General features: G+C 72.1%; 15 protein-coding genes. 6 read left to right on the forward strand and 9 right to left on the reverse strand.

The annotated features are described in order from the left end of the window. Window positions 1-187 precede the first annotated feature (187 nt). The 3 genes from LNK82_RS15205 to LNK82_RS15215 form a co-directional block, all read right to left on the reverse strand. Entirely contained in the window at window positions 188-1,825 is a 1,638-nt protein-coding gene (locus LNK82_RS15205) for a PstS family phosphate ABC transporter substrate-binding protein (protein ID WP_230567632.1), read from the reverse strand. A 101-nt stretch (window positions 1,826-1,926) separates the two neighbouring features. Continuing rightward, window positions 1,927-2,415, reverse strand: coding sequence for an AMIN-like domain-containing (lipo)protein (locus LNK82_RS15210; RefSeq protein WP_443706258.1), 489 nt, complete (start codon window positions 2,413-2,415; stop codon window positions 1,927-1,929). Window positions 2,416-2,518: 103 nt separating this feature from the next. Next, window positions 2,519-3,349, reverse strand: a complete 831-nt coding sequence (locus LNK82_RS15215) for a polysaccharide deacetylase family protein (protein ID WP_230567634.1) — start codon at window positions 3,347-3,349, stop codon at window positions 2,519-2,521. Window positions 3,350-3,545: 196 nt separating this feature from the next. Here LNK82_RS15215 and LNK82_RS15220 point away from each other — a divergent pair, with 196 nt between their 5' ends. Continuing rightward, window positions 3,546-4,073 (forward strand): YbhB/YbcL family Raf kinase inhibitor-like protein, encoded by a 528-nt coding sequence (locus LNK82_RS15220; RefSeq protein WP_230567635.1) that lies wholly within the window; start codon window positions 3,546-3,548, stop codon window positions 4,071-4,073. Between the two features lie 55 nt (window positions 4,074-4,128). Continuing rightward, window positions 4,129-5,505 (forward strand): mycothione reductase, encoded by a 1,377-nt coding sequence (locus LNK82_RS15225; RefSeq protein ID WP_230567636.1) that lies wholly within the window; start codon window positions 4,129-4,131, stop codon window positions 5,503-5,505. A gap of 149 nt (window positions 5,506-5,654) precedes the next feature. Here LNK82_RS15225 and LNK82_RS15230 read toward each other — a convergent pair whose 3' ends face one another. After that, window positions 5,655-6,899 (reverse strand): MFS transporter, encoded by a 1,245-nt coding sequence (locus tag LNK82_RS15230; protein WP_372470502.1) that lies wholly within the window; start codon window positions 6,897-6,899, stop codon window positions 5,655-5,657. 95 nt (window positions 6,900-6,994) lie between these two features. Here LNK82_RS15230 and LNK82_RS15235 point away from each other — a divergent pair, with 95 nt between their 5' ends. Beyond that, a complete protein-coding gene (locus LNK82_RS15235) occupies window positions 6,995-7,666 on the forward strand; it encodes a FadR/GntR family transcriptional regulator (protein WP_230567638.1) in 672 nt (223 codons plus the stop codon). 295 nt (window positions 7,667-7,961) lie between these two features. Here the strand turns inward: LNK82_RS15235 and LNK82_RS15240 are convergent, their stop codons facing one another. Next, entirely contained in the window at window positions 7,962-8,870 is a 909-nt protein-coding gene (locus LNK82_RS15240) for a LysR family transcriptional regulator (protein ID WP_230567639.1), read from the reverse strand. 72 nt (window positions 8,871-8,942) lie between these two features. Here LNK82_RS15240 and LNK82_RS15245 point away from each other — a divergent pair, with 72 nt between their 5' ends. Then, window positions 8,943-9,842 carry an EamA family transporter gene (locus tag LNK82_RS15245; RefSeq protein WP_230567640.1) on the forward strand — a complete coding sequence of 300 codons (900 nt, stop codon included), beginning with the start codon at window positions 8,943-8,945 and terminating at the stop codon, window positions 9,840-9,842. Here the strand turns inward: LNK82_RS15245 and LNK82_RS15250 are convergent. Further along, a complete protein-coding gene (locus LNK82_RS15250) occupies window positions 9,828-11,753 on the reverse strand; it encodes an ATP-binding protein (RefSeq protein WP_230567641.1) in 1,926 nt (641 codons plus the stop codon). The two genes, LNK82_RS15245 and LNK82_RS15250, sit on opposite strands and share 15 nt — an antisense overlap. 95 nt (window positions 11,754-11,848) lie before the next feature. On the opposite strand from LNK82_RS15250, the gene LNK82_RS15255 reads away from it, so the two are divergent. Further along, complete coding sequence (locus LNK82_RS15255; protein ID WP_230567642.1) at window positions 11,849-12,778, forward strand: pentapeptide repeat-containing protein; 930 nt, start codon at window positions 11,849-11,851, stop codon at window positions 12,776-12,778. A gap of 329 nt (window positions 12,779-13,107) precedes the next feature. Here LNK82_RS15255 and LNK82_RS15260 read toward each other — a convergent pair whose 3' ends face one another. Continuing rightward, window positions 13,108-14,631, reverse strand: a complete 1,524-nt coding sequence (locus LNK82_RS15260) for a cobyric acid synthase (RefSeq protein ID WP_230567643.1) — start codon at window positions 14,629-14,631, stop codon at window positions 13,108-13,110. 42 nt (window positions 14,632-14,673) lie between these two features. On the opposite strand from LNK82_RS15260, the gene LNK82_RS15265 reads away from it, so the two are divergent. Beyond that, window positions 14,674-15,372 carry an alpha/beta fold hydrolase gene (locus LNK82_RS15265; RefSeq protein WP_230567644.1) on the forward strand — a complete coding sequence of 233 codons (699 nt, stop codon included), beginning with the start codon at window positions 14,674-14,676 and terminating at the stop codon, window positions 15,370-15,372. On the opposite strand, the gene map is transcribed toward LNK82_RS15265, so the two are convergent. Both map and LNK82_RS15275 read right to left on the reverse strand, forming a co-directional pair. Next, window positions 15,359-16,216 carry a type I methionyl aminopeptidase gene (gene map / locus LNK82_RS15270; protein WP_230567645.1) on the reverse strand — a complete coding sequence of 286 codons (858 nt, stop codon included), beginning with the start codon at window positions 16,214-16,216 and terminating at the stop codon, window positions 15,359-15,361. The two genes, LNK82_RS15265 and map, sit on opposite strands and share 14 nt — an antisense overlap. A 190-nt stretch (window positions 16,217-16,406) precedes the next feature. After that, window positions 16,407-18,221 (reverse strand): penicillin-binding transpeptidase domain-containing protein, encoded by a 1,815-nt coding sequence (locus LNK82_RS15275; RefSeq protein ID WP_230567646.1) that lies wholly within the window; start codon window positions 18,219-18,221, stop codon window positions 16,407-16,409. Between the last annotated feature and the right edge of the window lie 21 nt (window positions 18,222-18,242).

An 18,242-nucleotide genomic window follows, 5' to 3' on the forward strand; every position in this document is an offset into this window, starting at 1 on the left:
ACCCCAGCCGAGCGCCTCACTAAACTCCTCACCGACAGCAGTTGACCACCGTGATGCGACGACCGCTGGAATCCACCTGTCAAATCGAGCCGGACCTGACCACCGAGCCGATCGTCAAATCGAGCCGGGCTTGAGCGTGACCACCGGGCAAAACCCGACCACCACACCACCAGCCCGAACCCAACCCTCACCTCAGATTGCACAAATCCAACGGCACCCCATCCGCCGTCACGCACGGCAGGTACCCGGCATCCTTCATCCGAACCCGAGCCCCGTCGTGCTCCCGCACGTACGCCACGAACCGCCCCACCAACGACCCCGCCACCGGCTCCGACCGCGTGTACAAGTACTCCACCGTCCAGAACGGGTAGCCCGCCTCCACCCCCGCCGCCGCGTCGAACACCTTCCCGCCCAACGACAACGCGGTCAACGCGTTCGTCTTGCGCGCCTCGGCCACCGAAGGCGCGTCCGCGTACCCGATCGCACCCTCCACCGCACCGATCTCCCGCACCACGTCCGCGTTCTTGTCCCGCTCGCACCGGATCACCGGCGCCTCCGGCGCGCGATCCCTCACCCGGCAGTCGTTGGACGACAACGCGCTCTCACTCGCACCCAGCACCCGGCGCTCGAACAGCTCCCGCGTCCCCGACTCACCACCCCTGCCCACGATCCGGATCGGCAACGGCGAACCACCCCGCAGCTGGCTCCAATCCGTGTACACCCCCGCGTAGATCCCGCGCAGCTGCTCCACCGTGATGCTGTCGAGCCCGACCGAGCCGTGCACCACCACGTGGTAGACCACGATCGCCAGCTGCTGCGCGAAAACGCCCTGCACCTCCTGCTTGCCGTCCGACAGCGCCACCACCCCCTCCTCACCCCCGGCCACCTCGCGCACGCCCTGGATGCTCCCCGTCGCGGACGTGGTGATGTCCGCACCGGGGCAGGCCCGCTCGTACTGGTCGGCGATGGTGGCCATAGTCGGCATGAACACGCTCGACCCCTCCACCCGCAACTTCCCCGACGCGCACGCCACCGTCGCGTCGTTCGAACCCGGCGGCCACGCCAGCACCAGCACCAGCACCGCCGCCAGCAACGCGGCCAGGCCACCGGTCAGCCGGGGCAGGGTGAGCAGCCGCTCCGGGCGCTCGTCGTGCACGATCCCCGCGCCTCCGAGGCTGCCGACGACCTTCACGTCCTTGCCGAGCTCGCCCTTCGACTTGCCGTCCGGCTCACGCAGCACCACGAGCAGCTTGAACTTCTGCTTGCGCCGCAACGCGAGCTTCTCCAGCCGCACGCCGTGCCACACCGGCTCGCCCGGCGGGTCCGCCGGCACCGCCAGCCCGCCCCACTTGGCCACGCGCTGCGCCATCCGCTCCCGCACCGTCGGCAGCGACGCCTTCGCCGGACTCGCCTCCGAGCCGAAGAACTGCAGGCTCCGCCGGATCTCGGCCTTCATCTCCTCGGAGCCCGCCTCGGACACCCTGGCGTTCCACACGACCCGGTCGCCGAAGGTGAACGTCAGCGGCTTGTCGAAGTCCTCGCCGTCGATGTCGTAGCTACCCGTGTTGCGGACCCGGACCACCACGATGCTCATCCGGTCCAGCACCCGCACCAGTTCCCTCAGCTGGGGCGAGTTCGGGTCCGTCCCGTCGTGCAGCTGCTCCGGCCCGAGACCGATCTTCGAGTTGTAGAGCACCCGGAACCCGAGCCGCTTGCGGCGCACGAAGAGGCGGTCGATGACCGGCGTCGCGAACAGCAACCCGATCGCGAGCAGCACCGGACCGGGACCACCGAGGAAGTCCAACGCGGATTGCAGCACCTGCACACCGAATTCTCGGTCGGCGGACCGACCGAGAACCGGGTCATCTCCACGAGTTCACCTCGACTTCACCGGTCGTCAAGGGAGCTCGCCGCTCGAACCACCGATCAGTGCCCGACGTCGATGACCACGCGGGTCGGCGAGTCGAGCAGGAACACGCGGTGCCACGAGTCGCGCCGCATGCCGAGCCCGACGGTGAGGTTGGCCTCGAAGTCACCCGTGATCGCGAACGCCCGGACGTTGGTCAACGCGGGCGTCTCGAACTTCCGGGGACCGGTGTAGGTGAGGTTCCCGTTGTCGTCGTGCGCGGCGGCCGGCGCGAGCCGCACCTCCAGGAAGTAGGGACCCGGCAACGAGACGGGGTGGCCGGAACCGTCCTCGTAGAGCTGGTCGACGTTCCGGATGAAGAACTCCGGCCGGTGACCGACGAGGTCGAGCACGACGCGGTCGAACCCGACGTGTCTGCCCGTGCGGACGCCGGTCAACACCGGCGTTTGCGTCATCGAAGACGCGGCCGACGCGGCCGACGCACCGGACACACCCGACGCGCCCGACGCCGCGGACGCGGCCGGAACCGCGACCCCGACCGCAGCCATGGCGAAGACGAGCAACGCGAGTTTCCTGAAGCGGCTGTTCATGACGGTCCTCCAAGGGCTCACCCGGCTGAATGCCGGTACACCCCCAAAGACGTGTCGCACGTCACACGGTTGCCTGCGGATCGGCCAGGAAGTCCCCCAGCACGACCGGCGTCACCCCGTCCAGCTTGCAGCGCTCCAGGAACGCCAGGAAGTCCTCCACGAACGTGTGCCGGAAGTGCATCAGCACGATGTCACCCGCGTTCAGCCGACCACCGGCCTGGAACTGCACGACACCGTCGTTGACCGCCGCCGTCCACATGACCAGCGCGCTGAACCCGCAGTCGGCGGCGGCCCGGCGCGTCGTGTGGTCGAAGTTGCCGAACGGCGGGCGGAACAGCTTCGGCCGCGCCCCGAGCTGCGCCCGGAGCAGCTCCGCGTTGCCGCAGATCTCACCGCGCTGGAAGTCGTACGACGTGCCCGTCAGGTCGGGGTGCGTCGCTGTGTGCGCGTGGACCGTCGCGAGACCCTCGAACCCCTTGAAGTAGTCGGCGTGCCCGTCCACGTGCTTCGAGTTCAGGAACAGGGTCGGCTCGACGCCGCTCTTGCGCATCAACTCGGCCGCGGCCGGGTGACGGACCGCGCCGTCGTCGATCGTGACGAACACGTACGGCCGGTCGGTCTCGATCCGCCGGACCACCGGCACCATGCCGTCCACGATCGGCGGCACGTGCTGCTGGGGCGTGCCGAAGGCGTACGGCCGCTGGAACACGGGAATGGTGGTCCCGCCGGGACCGGGCACGGCCGTCGGCGGCGTGGTCGTCGTGGTCGTCGTGGCAGTCGTCGTCTCGGCAACGGCCGCCGCCGACGGGACCTGCCGCGCTTCCGGCTGCGGCGTGCACGCGCACAGCACCGCGACGACGGCGGCCAGGACCGCCACTCCCCTGGGTCTCATCCGGGCTTCCCCCTCGAACGGGCGTCACCCATCCAGGTGACGCTCACTCGATTGGAGACGCCACGAGGATCACTCAGGTTGCTCACGGGTTCGAGCCTCACCCGGCGAGGCCTTCGGCGCACCCTGGCTGCGGCGCCGTCACCCCGGGGATAGGGTCGTGCGGGTCTGTCCCGCAAGATCACGTGTGGAGGACCCGATGAGCCTCGAACGCCCCGTCGCGCCCGATCCCTACGCGCTGTTGCCGCAGGTGGCGTCGTTCACCCTCAGCTCGACCGACGTGTCCGACGGCCAACCCCTGGCGGAGGCGCAGGTGTACGAGGGCGGCAACACCTCGCCGCAGCTGAGCTGGACCGGGTTCCCGGAGGGGACCAGGAGCTTCGTGGTCACCTGCTTCGACCCGGACGCGCCGACGCCCTCGGGCTTCTGGCACTGGGTCGTGGTGAACCTCCCGGCGTCCGTCACCTCCCTCGACACCGGCGCGGGCGCCTCGGACGACACCTTGCCCGCCGGCGCGTTCCACGTGCGCAGCGACTTCGGCGCCCGCGCGTTCGGCGGGGCCGCCCCGCCGCCCGGCGACCAGGTGCACCGGTACTACTTCGTGGTGCACGCCGTCGACGTGGACGAGTTGGACGTGGACGGCGACGCGTCGCCCGCCGTGGTGAGCTTCAACCTGGCGTTCCACACCTTGGCCCGCGCGATCCTCGTGCCGACCTACGCCCACTGAGCGCGCGGACCCGACCCCGGGAACAAGTGCCTCACGTCGCGGGTTGCAGCACGACGTGAGGCACTTCGACCTGGTCATCATCGGCACCGGTTCCGGCAACTCCATCGCGGACGGGCGGTTCGCCGGCTGGAACATCGCGATCGTCGAGAAGGGCGTGTTCGGCGGCACGTGCCTGAACGTCGGGTGCATCCCCACGAAGATGTTCGTGCACACCGCCGACGTCGCCGCCGCACCCGGCTCGGGCGCGCGGCTCGGCGTCGACGCCCACCTGGACGGCGTGCGGTGGACCGACGTGCGCGACCGGATCTTCGGCCGGATCGACCCCATCTCCGAGGGCGGACGCCACTGGCGGGCCGAGGAGAACGCCAACGTCACCGTCTACGAGGGCACGGCCCGGTTCACCGGCCCCAAGACCCTCGACACGGGCACCGGCGAGGTGATCACCGCGGACCGGTTCGTGCTCGCCGCCGGCAGCCGACCGGTGGTCCCGGACGTCGCCGACCTCGACTCCGTCGGCTACCACACCAGCGACACGATCATGCGGCTCGACGCCCTGCCCCCTCGCCTCACCATCCTGGGCAGCGGTTTCGTCGCGGCCGAGTTCGCGCACGTGTTCTCGTCCTTCGGCGTGCAGGTGACCGTGGTCGGGCGGTCGGACCTGCTCCTGCGCCACGAGGACCACGAGATCGCCACCCGGTTCACCGAGACCGCCGCGCAGAAGTGGGACGTGCGGCTCAAGCGCAAGGCGGTGCGGGCCGAACGGGTCGACGGCGTCGTGCGGCTGCACCTGGAGGGCCCGGACGGCGCGGAGGTCGTGGAGTCCGAGGAGCTGCTGGTCGCGGTCGGCCGCACGCCGAACTCGGACCTGCTCGACCTGGCCGCCACCGGCGTCGACGTGCACCCCGACGGCCGCGTGGTCGTGGACGAGCGCCAGCAGACGTCCGTCGAGGGCATCTACGCGCTGGGCGACGTCAGCTCGGAGTACCAGCTCAAGCACGTGGCCAACCACGAGGCGCGGGTCGTGCAGCACAACCTGCTGCACCCGGACGAGCCGATCTCCTCGGACCACCGGTTCGTGCCGGCCGCCGTCTTCTCGTCGCCGCAGATCGCGTCGGTCGGGTTGACCGAGGAGCAGGTCGTCGAACGCGGTGTGCGCTACGTGAAGGCGTCGCAGGCCTACGCGTCGATCGCGTACGGCTGGGCGATGGAGGACACGACCGGGTTCGCGAAGGTGCTGGCCGACCCCGACACGGGCCTGATCCTCGGCGCGCACGTGATCGGGCCGCAGGCGTCGAGCGTGATCCAGCCGGTGATCCAGGCGATGAGCTTCGGCCTGGACGCGCGGACGATGGCGCGCGGGCAGTACTGGATCCACCCGGCGATGCCCGAGGTCATCGAGAACGCGCTGCTCAACCTGCCGCTGGCGGACTGACCGGCGCGGACGGCCGGACCACGAGACAGGACCACGAGAGGAGACCCGGTCGTACCCCTCGTGCGACCGGGTCTCCGTTCTGTCCGTAACCGACACATCGCGCCGGGAAGACGAGGCGTTATCACCTACACCGCGCGTGGTCGCATCGCCTACACCGTGCGCGGCCGCCCGGCGACCCACCCGAGCCCGGTCAGCACGACCAGCAAGCCCACCAGGACCAGCATCGACACCGTCCAGGTGCCCGTCGCACCGCGCAGCACCCCGAAGGCGAACGGCCCGGCGGCCGAGATCAGGTAGCCGATGCTCTGCGCCATCGCCGAGAGCCGCGCCGTGTCCGCGCCGGTCGACGTGCGCAACGAGATCATCACCAGCGCGAGCGGGAACATGCCCATCCCCACGCCGATCAGCACGACCCACAACCCGGGCGCCGCACCCGGCGCCAGGGCCAGCCCCAGCACACCCGCCACCGACAGCACGCCCAACACCAGCACCAGCCACGACTGCCCGGACCACCGCGCCGCCAACGGGGGCACGACCAGGCTCACGGGCACGCCCAGCACCATCGTGATGGCCAGCAGCAGCCCGGCCGTCGTCCGGTCCACCCCCGCGTCGACGAGGATCTGCGGCAGCCAGCCCATCACCGTGTAGGCCAGCAGCGACTGGAGCCCGAAGAACACCGTGATCACCCAGGCCAACGGGCTGCGGAACAACGGCCGCCCCACCCTCGCCGGCCGCACCACCGGCCGTGCGGCCAACCCGTGCCGGGCGCCCGCCAGCCACACCAGCAGCGCCGCCGCCGACAGGAACGCCCACGCGCCGACCGCCAACCGCCACGACCCGAACACCGACTCCAGCCCCGGCGTGAACGCCGCGCCCACCGCCGCGCCGGCCGCCAACGCCGCCGTGTAGACGCCGGTCACCAGGCCGACCCGACCCGGGAACGACTCCTTCACCACGACCGGGATCAGCACGTTGCACACCGCGATGCCCGCGCACGCGACGAACGTGCCGCCGAGCACCGCCGCCGGCCCGTCCACCACCCGCAGCACCAAGCCGACCGTCAGCACCAGCAACGACAGCGCGACCGCGCGGGCCATCCCGAACCGCCGCCCCAACCAGGGCGCGAGGAACGCGGCGAACCCGAAGCACAGCGTCGGCACGGCGGTCAGCAGGCTCGTCCACGCGGTCGACACGCCGAGCGACGTGCGCACGTCGCCGAGCACGGAGGCCAGGCTCGTCACGGCCGGGCGGAGGTTCGCGGCGGCCAGCGCTACGCCGATCGCCAACAGGGTGCTGCCGACCAGGGCAACTTGGCGGCTCCGACGCCCCTCACCCACGGCAGTGCGGCCAGGATGGTCGGCGATCGTCGCATTGGCATCGCCATCGGTGGCAATGTGGGCAGTCGACGGTGACCAGTCTGGCCGGGTCTGCTGGATTGGCACCGGACCACTATCGCAGACATGGGATGTTCGGATGAAAGGATGACGCTGTGCCGTTGGCCACTACTCGGCGGGCCGGGCTCGTCGACCAGGTGATCGACCAGATGAGGGGGGCGATCGCCGCCGGTGAATGGCCGGTCGGCCGTCGCATCCCACCGGAACCGGAGCTGGTCACCGCCCTGGGCGTGGGTCGCAACACCGTGCGGGAGGCGGTGCGCGCGTTGTCACACGCCGGGCTGCTGGAGGTGCGCCAGGGCGACGGCACGTTCGTCCGCGCGACCAGCGAGATCTCCGGCGCGGTCCGCCGGATGTGCGGCAGCGAGCTGCGCGAGGTGCTGCAGGTGCGCCGGACGCTGGAGGTGGAGGGCGCCCGCCTGGCCGCGACCCACCGCACGGACGAGGAGGTCCGCAAGCTCGAGGAGCTGCTGGCCGAGCGGGACGCCGCGCTGGCCGCGAAGGAGTGGGCCCGGCTGGTGGAGCGGGACACCGCGTTCCACGTGATGCTCGTGCAGTGCTCGCACAACACCCTGCTGGCCGAGCTGTACCAGGGCCTGACCGAGGCGGTCCGGGCCAGCATCACGGCCACCGTGGAAACCGACCACGAGGACGACCACGTGTCGCACACCGGCCTGCTCGACGCGGTCCGCGACCGTGACGCGGCCCGTGCCGCGGCGGAGGCGGGAGGCTTCCTGGAGGAGTTGCTGGAGCGGCACAAGGACTGAACCGCGGTCCGCGACCGAGGCCATCACGCCGTCCCGGGGTCGAGGTCCCGCAGGTTGACGACGACCTGCGGGCGGGTCTCACCGGCGTGCGCCCTCTTGGGGCGCCAGGCCGGTAAGGGCTTTCACGACGGGGCGGAGACCTCCCACGGCGGCGGATTTCCGCAGGAGGCCTCCTGGTGAATGGCTTGACCGGGCCCAGACCCACAACCCCCGAGGACCCACTTCGATAGTCGTCGCAATTGCGCGCACCGCAACCGTGGGATGCCCGATCGTTATCTGCCGCCTGACGCGGTCGTCAGGCGGTCTCCCGCTGCTCCCAGCAGTCCCGCAACGCCGCCAGGGTCGCGGTCACGGCGGGACGGCGGCCGGCCTGCGTGCGCCACACCGCGAACACCCGACGCGTCGGCGTCGGCCGGAACGGCACCGCGCGCACCGAGCCCGGCAACGCGCCGCGGCCGAGCCGGGGCAGCAGCGCCACGCCGATCCCCTTGGCCAGCAACGACAACTGCGTCTCGTACTCGGCGATCCGGTAGGCCAGGTCGGGTTCCATGCCCGCGCCGCGGAAGGTGTTCACCAGCCAGTCGTGGCAGATCGTGCCCTCCGGCTGGCAGATCCACCGCTCGCCCGCCAGGTCCTCCGGCACCACGGACTCCCGCTGCGCCAACGGGTGCGCGACGGGCAGCAGCACGTCGGCGACGTCCTCGCCGAGCCGCGCCCGCGACACCGGCTCGGGCACGGCCAGCGGCGCGTTCACCCAGTCGTGCGTGACGGCCAGGTCCAGCTCGCCGCGCGCCACCGCCTCCAGGCAGTCCGGCGGGTCGAGTTCGACCAGGCGCACGTCCAGCTGCGGGTGCCGTTCGGCCAGTCGCACCAACGCCGCCGGCAGCAGGCCGCGCGCGGCGGTGGCGAACGCGCCGACCCGCAACTCGCCGACGGCCGCGCCGCGTTGCTCCTCCAACGCCACCTCGGCGTGCTCGACCAGCGCGAGCACCTGCCCGGCGGTGGCCGACAGCAGGTGGGCCGCGTCGGTCAGCGCGACGCCGCGGCCCCGGCGTTCCAGCAGCGTGGTGCGCGTCTCCCGTTCCAGCTTGGCGATCTGCTGCGACACCGCCGACGGCGTGTAGCCCAACGCCGTGGCCGCCGCGCCGACCGAGCCGTGCTGCGCCACCGCGTGCAGGGCGCGGAGCCGTCCGAGATCCAGCATGTAGCAATACTAAACCGAAACCTTCAGAACTCGTCGCTGGTCCTAAACGATGAGACCGCTGAGACTCGGGGTGTGAAACCACGCCACGTCGCGATCGCGGTGCTCGTCGCCACCATCTGGGGGGTCAACTTCGTCGTCATCAAGGTGGGGCTGCGCGACTTCCCGCCGTTGTTCTTCTCCGCGCTGCGGTTCCTGGCCGCCGCCGTGCCGGCGCTGTGGTTCGTCGGCCGGCCCAAGGTGGCGTGGAAGTGGGTGGTCGCGGTCGCGTTGGCGCTCGGCGTGGCCAAGTTCGGGTTGGTGTTCGTCGGCATGGCGGCCGGGATGCCCGCCGGGTTGTCGTCCTTGGTGTTGCAGAGCCAGGTGTTCTTCACCGTGCTGTTCGCGGCCGTGCTGCTGCGGGAACGGCCGCGGCCCGTGCAGCTGCTGGGGATGGGCGTGGCGGCGGCGGGGATCGTGGTGATCGCGTTCGACTACGGGGTCGGCAGCCCGATCTCGGCCTTCCTGCTGGTGGTCCTCGGCGCGGTGGCCTGGGGCCTGGCCAACGTCGCCACCCGCTACGCCCGGCCGCCGGACCCGATCAACTTCATCGTGTGGGTCAGCGCGTTGGCGGTGCTGCCGCTGCTCGGGTTGTCGCTGGTCTTCGAGGGCCCGGCGGCGGATCTGGCCGCGTTGCGCGGGATGGGCTGGACCGGGGTGGGGGCGATCCTGTTCATCGCTTGGGTGTCGACGCTGCTCGGCTTCGGGCTGTGGAACCTGCTGCTGCGGACCTACGAGGCGAGCGCCGTCGTGCCGTTCGCGCTGCTGGTGCCGGTGGCGGGGATGTTGTCCGGCCGGCTGCTGCTGGACGAGACGATCACCGCGGTCCGCCTCGGGGCGGCGGCGCTGGTGATCGTCGGCATGGCGGCCACGACGGTGAAGCGGCGTGCGCCCCGCGTGGCGGAGCCGGTGCTCGTCGGGTCAGCGGCGCCGTAACTTCGCCAACCGCTTGCGCACGCCGCGCACCATGTCGTCCTGGCCGAGCTCCTGGTACCGGGTGATGGCCGCCAGCCACCAGTGCCGCGCCATCTCGTGGTCGTGCAACCGCCGGGACAGGATGCCCCTCGACACCGCCACCCGCGCCTCCCGCAGCCGGTCGTCGTGCTCGACCGCCAACCGCATCGCCGCGGTGTAGTGCTCGTCGGCCAGGGCGTGGCGGCGGCGTTCACGGGCGACCGTGCCGAGGTTGAACAGGATGTCCGCCTCACCGCGCCAGTCGCCCAGCTCGCGGTAGAGGACCAGGGCCTCGTCGTAATGGGCCTGCGCGATGTGCAGCTCCCGCGCGCGGCGGGCGATCGAGCCCAGGTTGTGCAGCGCCTGAGCAGTCCCGGGCCGGTCGCCCAGCTCACGGCTGAACGCCAGGAACTCCTGGTACAGCCGCTGCGCCACGTCACGCTTGCGCATCTCGCGGGCGAGCCGGGCCAGCCGGTGCACCGCCTGCGCCTCGGCGACCCGGTCACCGGACTGCTTCGCCACGTCCAGCGCCAGGTCGTACAGCAGCCGGCAGTCGTCCCAGTGCCGCCGGTAGAACAGGAAGCCCGTGAGCAGGAACGCCAACCGCAGCGCCCGGTCGTGGTGACGCGTCAGACCGGCCAGGACGACGGCGTAGACCAGGGTCGGGTGCTCGATGTCCAGCCACGCCAACGCCTCGCTGGAGAGTTGGTACGCCGGGTTGCGCCGCGCGTCCGCTTCCTCGGTGGCCGAGATGTAGTGGTCGAGCAGGCGCGCCACCGCGCCGTCCCGGTCCGCCTCCGGCTCTTCTTCCGCCTGTTTCCGCGCGTAGAGCCGGAGCAGGTCGTGCAGGCGGAACCAGCCGCGCGGCTCACCGGGCTCGACCATGTGAGCCCTGCGCAACGACCGCAGCAGCTTCTCGGCCTCCCCGTCCGCCAGGCCCGCCAGCGCCGCCGCGGCGGCGGTGCTCACCTGCCGGCCGGGGTTGAGCGACAGCAGGCGGAACAACCGCGCTTCGGCGGGCGTGAGCCGCTGGTAGGACAGGTCGAACGCGGCGTGCACCCCCGAGCTGTCGCCGAACGACAGCTCGCCCAACCTCGTGGACGCCTCGCCCAACGCGGACACCAGGCTGTCCAGCGGCTGCTCCGGGTCCGCGGCCAGGGTCGCGGCCACGATGCTCAACGCCAGGGGCAGGCGACCGCACAACCGGACCAGCTCCGAGGCGGAGCCCGGGTCGTCCACCACGCGGTCGTCGTCGGGCCGCGCCGCGCGCACCGCGCCGTCCAGCAGGCTCACCGCCTCGGCCTCGTCGAGCACGTTCAGGTCGAGCAGGCGGGCGCCGATCAGGTCGGCCAACGTGTGGCGGCTGGTGACCAGGACGCGATGGGTCCGCGTGCCGGGCAGCAGCGGGCGCACCTGGTCCGCGGCCGACGCGTTGTCCAGCACGATCAGCACCGGCGGCAGTTCGGCGAGCTTCGACCGGTACAGCGCCTCACGGCCCGCCCGCTCGCCGGGGATGTGCTCGGCGAGCACGCCCAACGCGCGCAGGAACGTCGACAGCGCCACGTCCGGGGTCACCCGCGCCTCGGGGTCGTAGCCGCGCAGGTCGATGAACAGCACGCCGCCGGGGAACCAGCCCGCCGCGACCGCGTCGTGCGCCGCGCGCACCGCCAACGTGGTCTTGCCGACACCGGCCAGCCCCGACACGGCGGAGAGCACCACGGGCGCGGCGGCCGGTTCCGGGCCGGGTCGCAACGCCGCCGCCAGCGCGTCGAGGTCCGCCGCGCGGCCGGTGAACAGGTCCACCGGCGGCAAGCCGGCCAGCGCGACCGGGGCGGGTTGGGTGAAGGCGACGTCCCGCGCCTGGATCAGCGGCCCCGCCACGGTCCCGCTCATGTCGTTGCGCGAATCCACCACATGCCTTTCTACCGCCCGCATCGGTGATTGACGACCCGCCGGCGTTCCGCTGGGCTGGAGGTGTGGAGCATCGCGTGCTGTCGGCCAGGACGATCGTGCTCTGGGCGGTCGGGCTCGGTGTGGTGGCGGTCGGGTCCGTCGTGCTCCTGCTGGTCACGCTGGGGTCCGGCGAGCCGCAGGACGGGGTACGCCTGGACGTCGTCCGCACGGCGTCCGGCATCGTGCTCGGCACGGGCGGCGCGGCGGCGTTGCTGCTCACGGCCCGCCGCCAGCGCTACGCGGAGCTGGACCTCGTGCAGAAGGACCACGACGCGACCGAGCGCCGCGTCACCGAGCTGTACGGCAAGGCCGCCGACCAGCTCGGCAGCGACAAGGCCCCGGTGCGGCTGGCCGGGCTGTACGCGCTGGAGCGGCTCGCTCAGGGCAACCCCGCGCACCGGCAGACGATCGTGAACCTGATCTGCGCCTACCTGCGGATGCCGTTCACCCCGCCGCCGGAGGTCCGCGCCAGGACGCGGATCGGGCCGCGCGACGCGCACCGGTTCCAGGAGCTGGAGGTCCGGCAGACCGCGACCGCGCTGCTGGCGGCCCACCTGCGACCGGACGCACCCGAGGTGTTCTGGGCCGACATCACGCTCGACCTGTCCAACGCCACGCTGGTCAAGCCCACCCTGACCCTCGCCCGGGTCAAGTCCGCGTCGTTCGCCGGCACCACGTTCGTCGGCCCGGCGGCGTTCCGCGGCACCGAGTTCACCGGCACGGCCGACTTCCGCGACACCCGCTTCCGCGACCTGGCCGACTTCCGGCGGGTCACATTCGGCGACTCCGTGTTCCGGGGCGCGGTGTTCGAGGGCCGCACGGACTTCGGCGTGCACACGACGGCCAAGCTGGCCGACGCCCGGACGCGGACCGGTGACGTGCGGCGGAAGTGGCCGGCGGGGTGGGTGGAGCGGGCCGCCGAACCCGGCTGGGCCGCGCTCGTGCCCCTCGACAAGCCCGTTTGACCCGAACGGGCGACGTATCCCCCGTCCCTCCGCCGGTACCTTCACTTTGTGACCACCCGTGAGCGGAGGTGTGACGTGTGCACCGTCTTCCGCCCGTCCCTCCGCCTGACCGCGGACACCATCTAGCGATCGTCCACCTCGGACCACGCTGATTCCCTCACGCACGGATGCGACCGCACGGCCCACGACGGGTTCACGCGGGCAGGTCCGCCCGGCTTGCCGGTCGGGCAGCCACCCGCCGCCGTCGCCGAGCCGGTCGTCCACGCGCTCCGCCCACCGGTGGCACAACCGCGCGACTTGTCGGTCGCGCGCACCGCGGTCGGATGTCGTCAGGCGACAGGTGGCGCACCCGCGGGAGGGATGACCGGAAGTCCCGGTGGCACGCCCTTCTCCAACAACGCCCACACCGCGCCGGTGTCGAGGTGGTCGGCGACCAGGTCGCCGAGCAGGTCGAGCTGAGCGGACCGCCGTCCGGCGAAGTCCACGTCCGGCGCGGGGGTGAATCCTTGCCGGCCCGCGTGGCCGGCGGCCCAGCGCAGGAGCGCGCGGCGGAACCCGTCGTTCTCCAGCAACCCGTGCCAGTGCGTGCCGGCGACCCGGCCGCGCAGCGCGCCCTCCGGGGTGCCGTCCGGCAGGGTGACCAGGGCTTCCTCGGCGTTGCGGGTGACCACGCCGTGGTGGATCTCGTAGCCGGTGACGGGCTCGCCGAACGCGTCGCCGTGCGGTGTGCCCAGCGTCTTGTCCGCCTCGAACCGCACGTCCACGTCGAGCAGGCCCAACCCCGCCACCGCGCCCGCGCGCGACTCCACCGCGTCCTCGATCGTCCGGCCGAGCATCTGGAACCCGCCGCAGATGCCGAGCACCGGACCGTCGTGCGCGGCGATCGCGTCGGCCAGGCCGGTGGCGCGCAGCCACCGCAGGTCGTCCACCGTCGCCTTCGACCCCGGCACCACCACCAGATCCGCGTCGGCCAGCCGGGACGGCTCGGTGACGAACCGCACCGACACGCCCGGCTCGCACGCCAGCGCCTCCACGTCCGTGGCGTTGGAGATCCTCGGCAACCGCACCACTGCCACCCGCAGCCACTGGTCGCCGCACGGCGGCTCGGGCCGGCCGATCACGCCGTCCGCCGCGTAGGACAGGGAGTCCTCCGCGTCCAGCCACAGCTCCTCCCGCCACGGCAGCACGCCGAGCACCGGACGCCCGGTGAGGGCGTCCAGCTGCCGCAGGCCCGGTTCGAGCAACGCCGGGTCGCCGCGGAACTTGTTCACCACGAACCCGGCGACCAGAGCCTGGTCGGCGGGGTCGAGCAGGGCCAGCGTGCCGAACAGGTGCGCGAACACCCCACCCCGGTCGATGTCGCCGACCACGAGCACCGGCAGGCCCGCGGCCCGCGCCAAGCCCATGTTCGCGATGTCGTTCGCCCTGAGGTTGATCTCGGCGGGCGAGCCCGCGCCCTCGCAGACGACCACCTCGAAATCGTCGCGCAGCCCGTCCAGGGTGGTCAGGACCGTGGCGAACAGCTCGGCCTTGCGCTCGCGGTAGGACAACGCGGACACCTCGCCGACCGCCCGGCCCAGCACGACGACCTGCGAGCTCCGGTCGCCGCCCGGCTTGAGGAGCACCGGGTTGAACCGCACGCTCGGCGCCAGCCCGCACGCGGCGGCCTGCACCGCCTGCGCGCGGCCGATCTCGCCGCCGTCGGCCGTCACGACCGAGTTGTTGGACATGTTCTGGGCCTTGAACGGGGCCGTCCTCACCCCCTGCCGGGTGAGCCACCTGCACAGACCCGCCGCCAGCACGCTCTTCCCCGCGTCCGACGTGGTGCCGGCCACCAGCAACGCACTGCGCACAATGTCCCCTCGTTGTCGGTCCGGGCTGACATCATCCACGGCATGGTCGACGTCCCCCCAACCGCGGTCCTGGTGCACAGCCCCTACCTCGGGCCCGCGAGCATGCGCCCGCTCGCCGACGCGCTGGCCGAACTCGGTCACCCCGTGGTGCTGCTCGACCTCCAGGTGACGGTCAACGCCGCGCCCGTCCACCAGCGGCTGCTCGGCGTCTTCGCCGACGCCGTGGAGGACTCCCTGGTCGAAGGCGACCTGGTGCTCGTGGGGCACAGCGGCGCCGGTCCGCTGCTGCCCGCGTTCGCCGACGCCCTGGAGACGCCCGTGCGCGGGCTGGTGTTCCTCGACGCCGAGCTGCCCACGCCGGGCCGGAGCTGGCGCGACGACGCGCCCGCCGAGCGGATGGCGCACCTCAAGACCATCGCGCGGGACGGGCTGATGCCGCGCTGGGACCTGTGGTTCGCGCCCGAGGTGCTGTCGGCGATGGTGCCGGACGTGCGGCTGCTGGAGGAGATCGTGGCCGAGGCGCCCGAGGTGCCGCTGGCGTTCCTGAAGGAGCCCCGGCCCACCGTGGCGTGGACCGGGCCGTGCTCGTACGTGAAGCTCAGCCCCGCCTACGACGCCGCCGCGGCGGCGGCACGTGAGCTCGGCTGGCCCGTGGTGGAGCTGGACAGCCACCACCTCGGCGCGGTGACCTCACCCCGCGAGGTGGCGCAGACCCTCGTGCCGCTGCTCAGCAGACCGTGAGGATCTCCGCGCCGTCCGCGGTGACCACGACGGTGTGCTCGAACTGGGCGGTCCAGCTCTTGTCGCGGGTGGTGACCGTCCAGCCGTCGTCCCACAGGTCGTGCTCGATGCCGCCGAGGGTGATCATCGGCTCGATGGTGAACGTCATGCCCTCTTCGATCACCGTGGGCACGTGCGGCGCGTCGTAGTGCAGCACGACCAGGCCGCTGTGGAAGGTGCGGCCGATGCCGTGACCGGTGAAGTCGCGCACCACGCCGTAGCCGAAGCGGTTGGCGTAGGACTCGATGACGCGGCCGACCACGTTGAGCTGCCGTCCCGGCTTGACCGCCTTGATGGCGCGCATCGTGGCCTCGTGGGTGCGCTCGACCAGGAGGCGGGCCTCCTCGCTCACCTCGCCGGCGAGGAAGGTGGCGTTCGTGTCGCCGTGCACGCCGCCGATGTAGGCGGTGACGTCGACGTTGACGATGTCACCGTCCTCGACCACGGTCGTGTCGGGGATGCCGTGGCAGATGACCTCGTTCAGCGAGGTGCAGCAGGACTTGGGGAAACCGCGGTAGCCGAGCGTGGACGGGTACGCGCCGTTGTCGCACAGGAACTCGTGCGCGACCGCGTCGATCTCGTCGGTTGTCACGCCGGGCACGATCACCTTGCCCGCCTCCTGCAACGCCTGCGCCGCCAGTCTGCCCGCGACGCGCATCGCCTCGATCACCTCGGGCGGCTGCACCCAGGGATCGGTGTTGCGCTTGGGTTCGGGTCGGTCGACGTACTCGGGCCGCTCGATCTGGGCGGGCACCGGACGGCGCGGGGACAGCACACCTGGCTGGAGGACGGCACGCACGGACATGCCCTCCAGATTACGGCTCAGCGTGACGGGGCATGCGCCACGTGTCCGTTACGCGGTCGCTCCAGGTCACCAACGCTCCTCCACGCGCCTCCGGAGCACCACCTCGGACCGTCGAGGTGGTGCGGCCGGTTCGGTGGTCGGATCCTGCTCGAACCGGGCCTGGGTGGGGATGTGGCAGTCGCCGGGCCGTTCAGCCCAGCGCGGCCAGGAAGCGGGCCGAGGCGTCGACCGCGGGTGCGGAGCTGTTCGTGCCCAGGAGCAGGGTCGCGAACGCGATGTCGCCGCGGTAGCCGACGAACCAGCCGTGCGAGTTCGTGCCGTCGCCGAACTGCGCCGTGCCCGTCTTGCCCCGCACGTCCCCGTAGGGCTTGAGCTGCGGCGCGGTGCCGGTGTCGACCACTTCCCGCATCATCGCCCGCAACGGCTCCAGCACGGCGGGCGCCGGTGGGGTCGGGGTGTGGTCCACCTTCGTCTCCCGGCCCTTCAGCAGCGTGGGCACCGGCATCTTGCCCGTCGCCGTCGTCGCCGCCACCAGGGCCATGCCGAACGGGCTCGCCAGCAGCTTGCCCTGGCCGAACCCGTCCTCCGCCCGCTCCACCACGTCGGTGGCGGGCGGCACGGAGCCGGTGATCGTGGTGATCGCCGGGATCTCGAAGTCGACCCCGAGGCCGAACGAGTCCGCCGCCTTGGTCAGCGCGTCCGGCGCCATCCCGGCCGCGAGCTGCGCGAACGTCGTGTTGCACGAGAACGCGAACGCCGAGTGCAGCGGGATCGTGCCCTTGTCGAACTCGTGGTCGTTCGGCACGACCCGGCGACCGTCGATCACCGCCTTGCCAGGGCACGGCAGCGGGCTGTCCGCCGTCGCCTGCCCGGACGACAGGGCCGCCGCCGCCGTCACGATCTTGAACGTCGACCCCGGCGGGTAACGGCCGCTCAGCGCCATCGGGCCCTCGGCGTCGGCCGGCTCGTTCTGCGCCACCGCCAGGATGTCGCCGGTCGACGCCTGCAACGCCACCAGCATCGCGGCCTGCGGCACGGGCTCCAGCGCGTCCTCCGCCGCCACCTGCACGCCCCGGCTCAACGCGGTCGAGATCGCCTGCGCCGGCTCCGGCGCCTGCTCGTGCAGCGTCTCCACCTCGTCACCGGCCGCGTTCACCGTGTAGACGCGCAGCCCGGCCTTGCCCGCGATCTCCTCCTCCACCGCCTTGCGCACGGCGGGCAGCACCTGCGAGCCGAACGTGCGCGACGGCGCCAGCAGGCTCGTCTGCGTGGTGAACCGCACCCCCGGCAGCTCGTAGATCGCGGCCTTCACGGTCCGGTAGTCCGCGTCGCGCAGCGCGGCCACCTGGTAGACCTGCCCGGCGGGCACCTTCGACACCCCGTCCATGATCGCCGGCTGGGTGATCGAGGGGTCGATCGGCGTCAGCGCCGCGGCCAGCGCACCGGCCACCGCGTTGACGTCACCGGCCTCCTGGGCGTTGAGCAGGATCGACACGACCTGCTCCGGCGCGAGCAGGGGCGTGCCGTCCCGGTCCAGCACGGGCGCCAGCGCGGGCTTCACGTCGGCCACGCCGAGCGACTGCTGCACGGCGAGCTTCGGGTGCACGACCGACGGCGCCCAGTGCACCTTCCAGTCGTCCTCCTCGCGCCGCAGGTCGAACTTCGTCTGGTAGCTCCACGCGTGGTCGTGCCCGAGGTCCCAGTCCAGCTGCGCGGTCGCGTCGGCGGTGGTCGACTCGCCCGCCGAGCGCACCTGCTCGACCTTCGTGGTCAGGCCCTCGGGCTTGAGCACCTCGCGGACCTTGCCCAGCACGTCCTTCGCGCCACCCGGGTCGTCGGTCAGGCCGGCCGCGCCGTCGACGTCACCGGCGGCGAGCTTGGCCAGGAAATCGCCCGCCACCTGGTCCGGACCTGGACGGGACGAGAACAGGCCGCAGCCGCTGACGAGCAGCAGGACCACCCCGGGAAGGACCAAGCGGGACAGGGACGGCTTGCGCGCGATCACGGCGCCGAGTATGCCCGGTGC

It is taken from the genome of Saccharothrix luteola (assembly GCF_020859565.1).
Taxonomy (GTDB): Bacteria; Actinomycetota; Actinomycetes; order Mycobacteriales; family Pseudonocardiaceae; genus Actinosynnema; species Actinosynnema luteola.

Bases quoted from the DNA above. Each gene is read 5' to 3' on its own strand.
- LNK82_RS15210 (WP_443706258.1), bottom strand. From the start codon at position 2,415: ATGGCTGCGGTCGGGGTCGCGGTTCCGGCCGCGTCCGCGGCGTCGGGC.
- LNK82_RS15215 (WP_230567634.1), bottom strand. From the start codon at position 3,349: ATGAGACCCAGGGGAGTGGCGGTCCTGGCCGCCGTCGTCGCGGTGCTG.
- LNK82_RS15220 (WP_230567635.1), top strand. From the start codon at position 3,546: ATGAGCCTCGAACGCCCCGTCGCGCCCGATCCCTACGCGCTGTTGCCG.
- LNK82_RS15240 (WP_230567639.1), bottom strand. From the start codon at position 8,870: ATGCTGGATCTCGGACGGCTCCGCGCCCTGCACGCGGTGGCGCAGCAC.
- LNK82_RS15250 (WP_230567641.1), bottom strand. From the start codon at position 11,753: ATGAGCGGGACCGTGGCGGGGCCGCTGATCCAGGCGCGGGACGTCGCC.
- LNK82_RS15265 (WP_230567644.1), top strand. From the start codon at position 14,674: ATGGTCGACGTCCCCCCAACCGCGGTCCTGGTGCACAGCCCCTACCTC.
- map (WP_230567645.1), bottom strand. From the start codon at position 16,216: ATGTCCGTGCGTGCCGTCCTCCAGCCAGGTGTGCTGTCCCCGCGCCGT.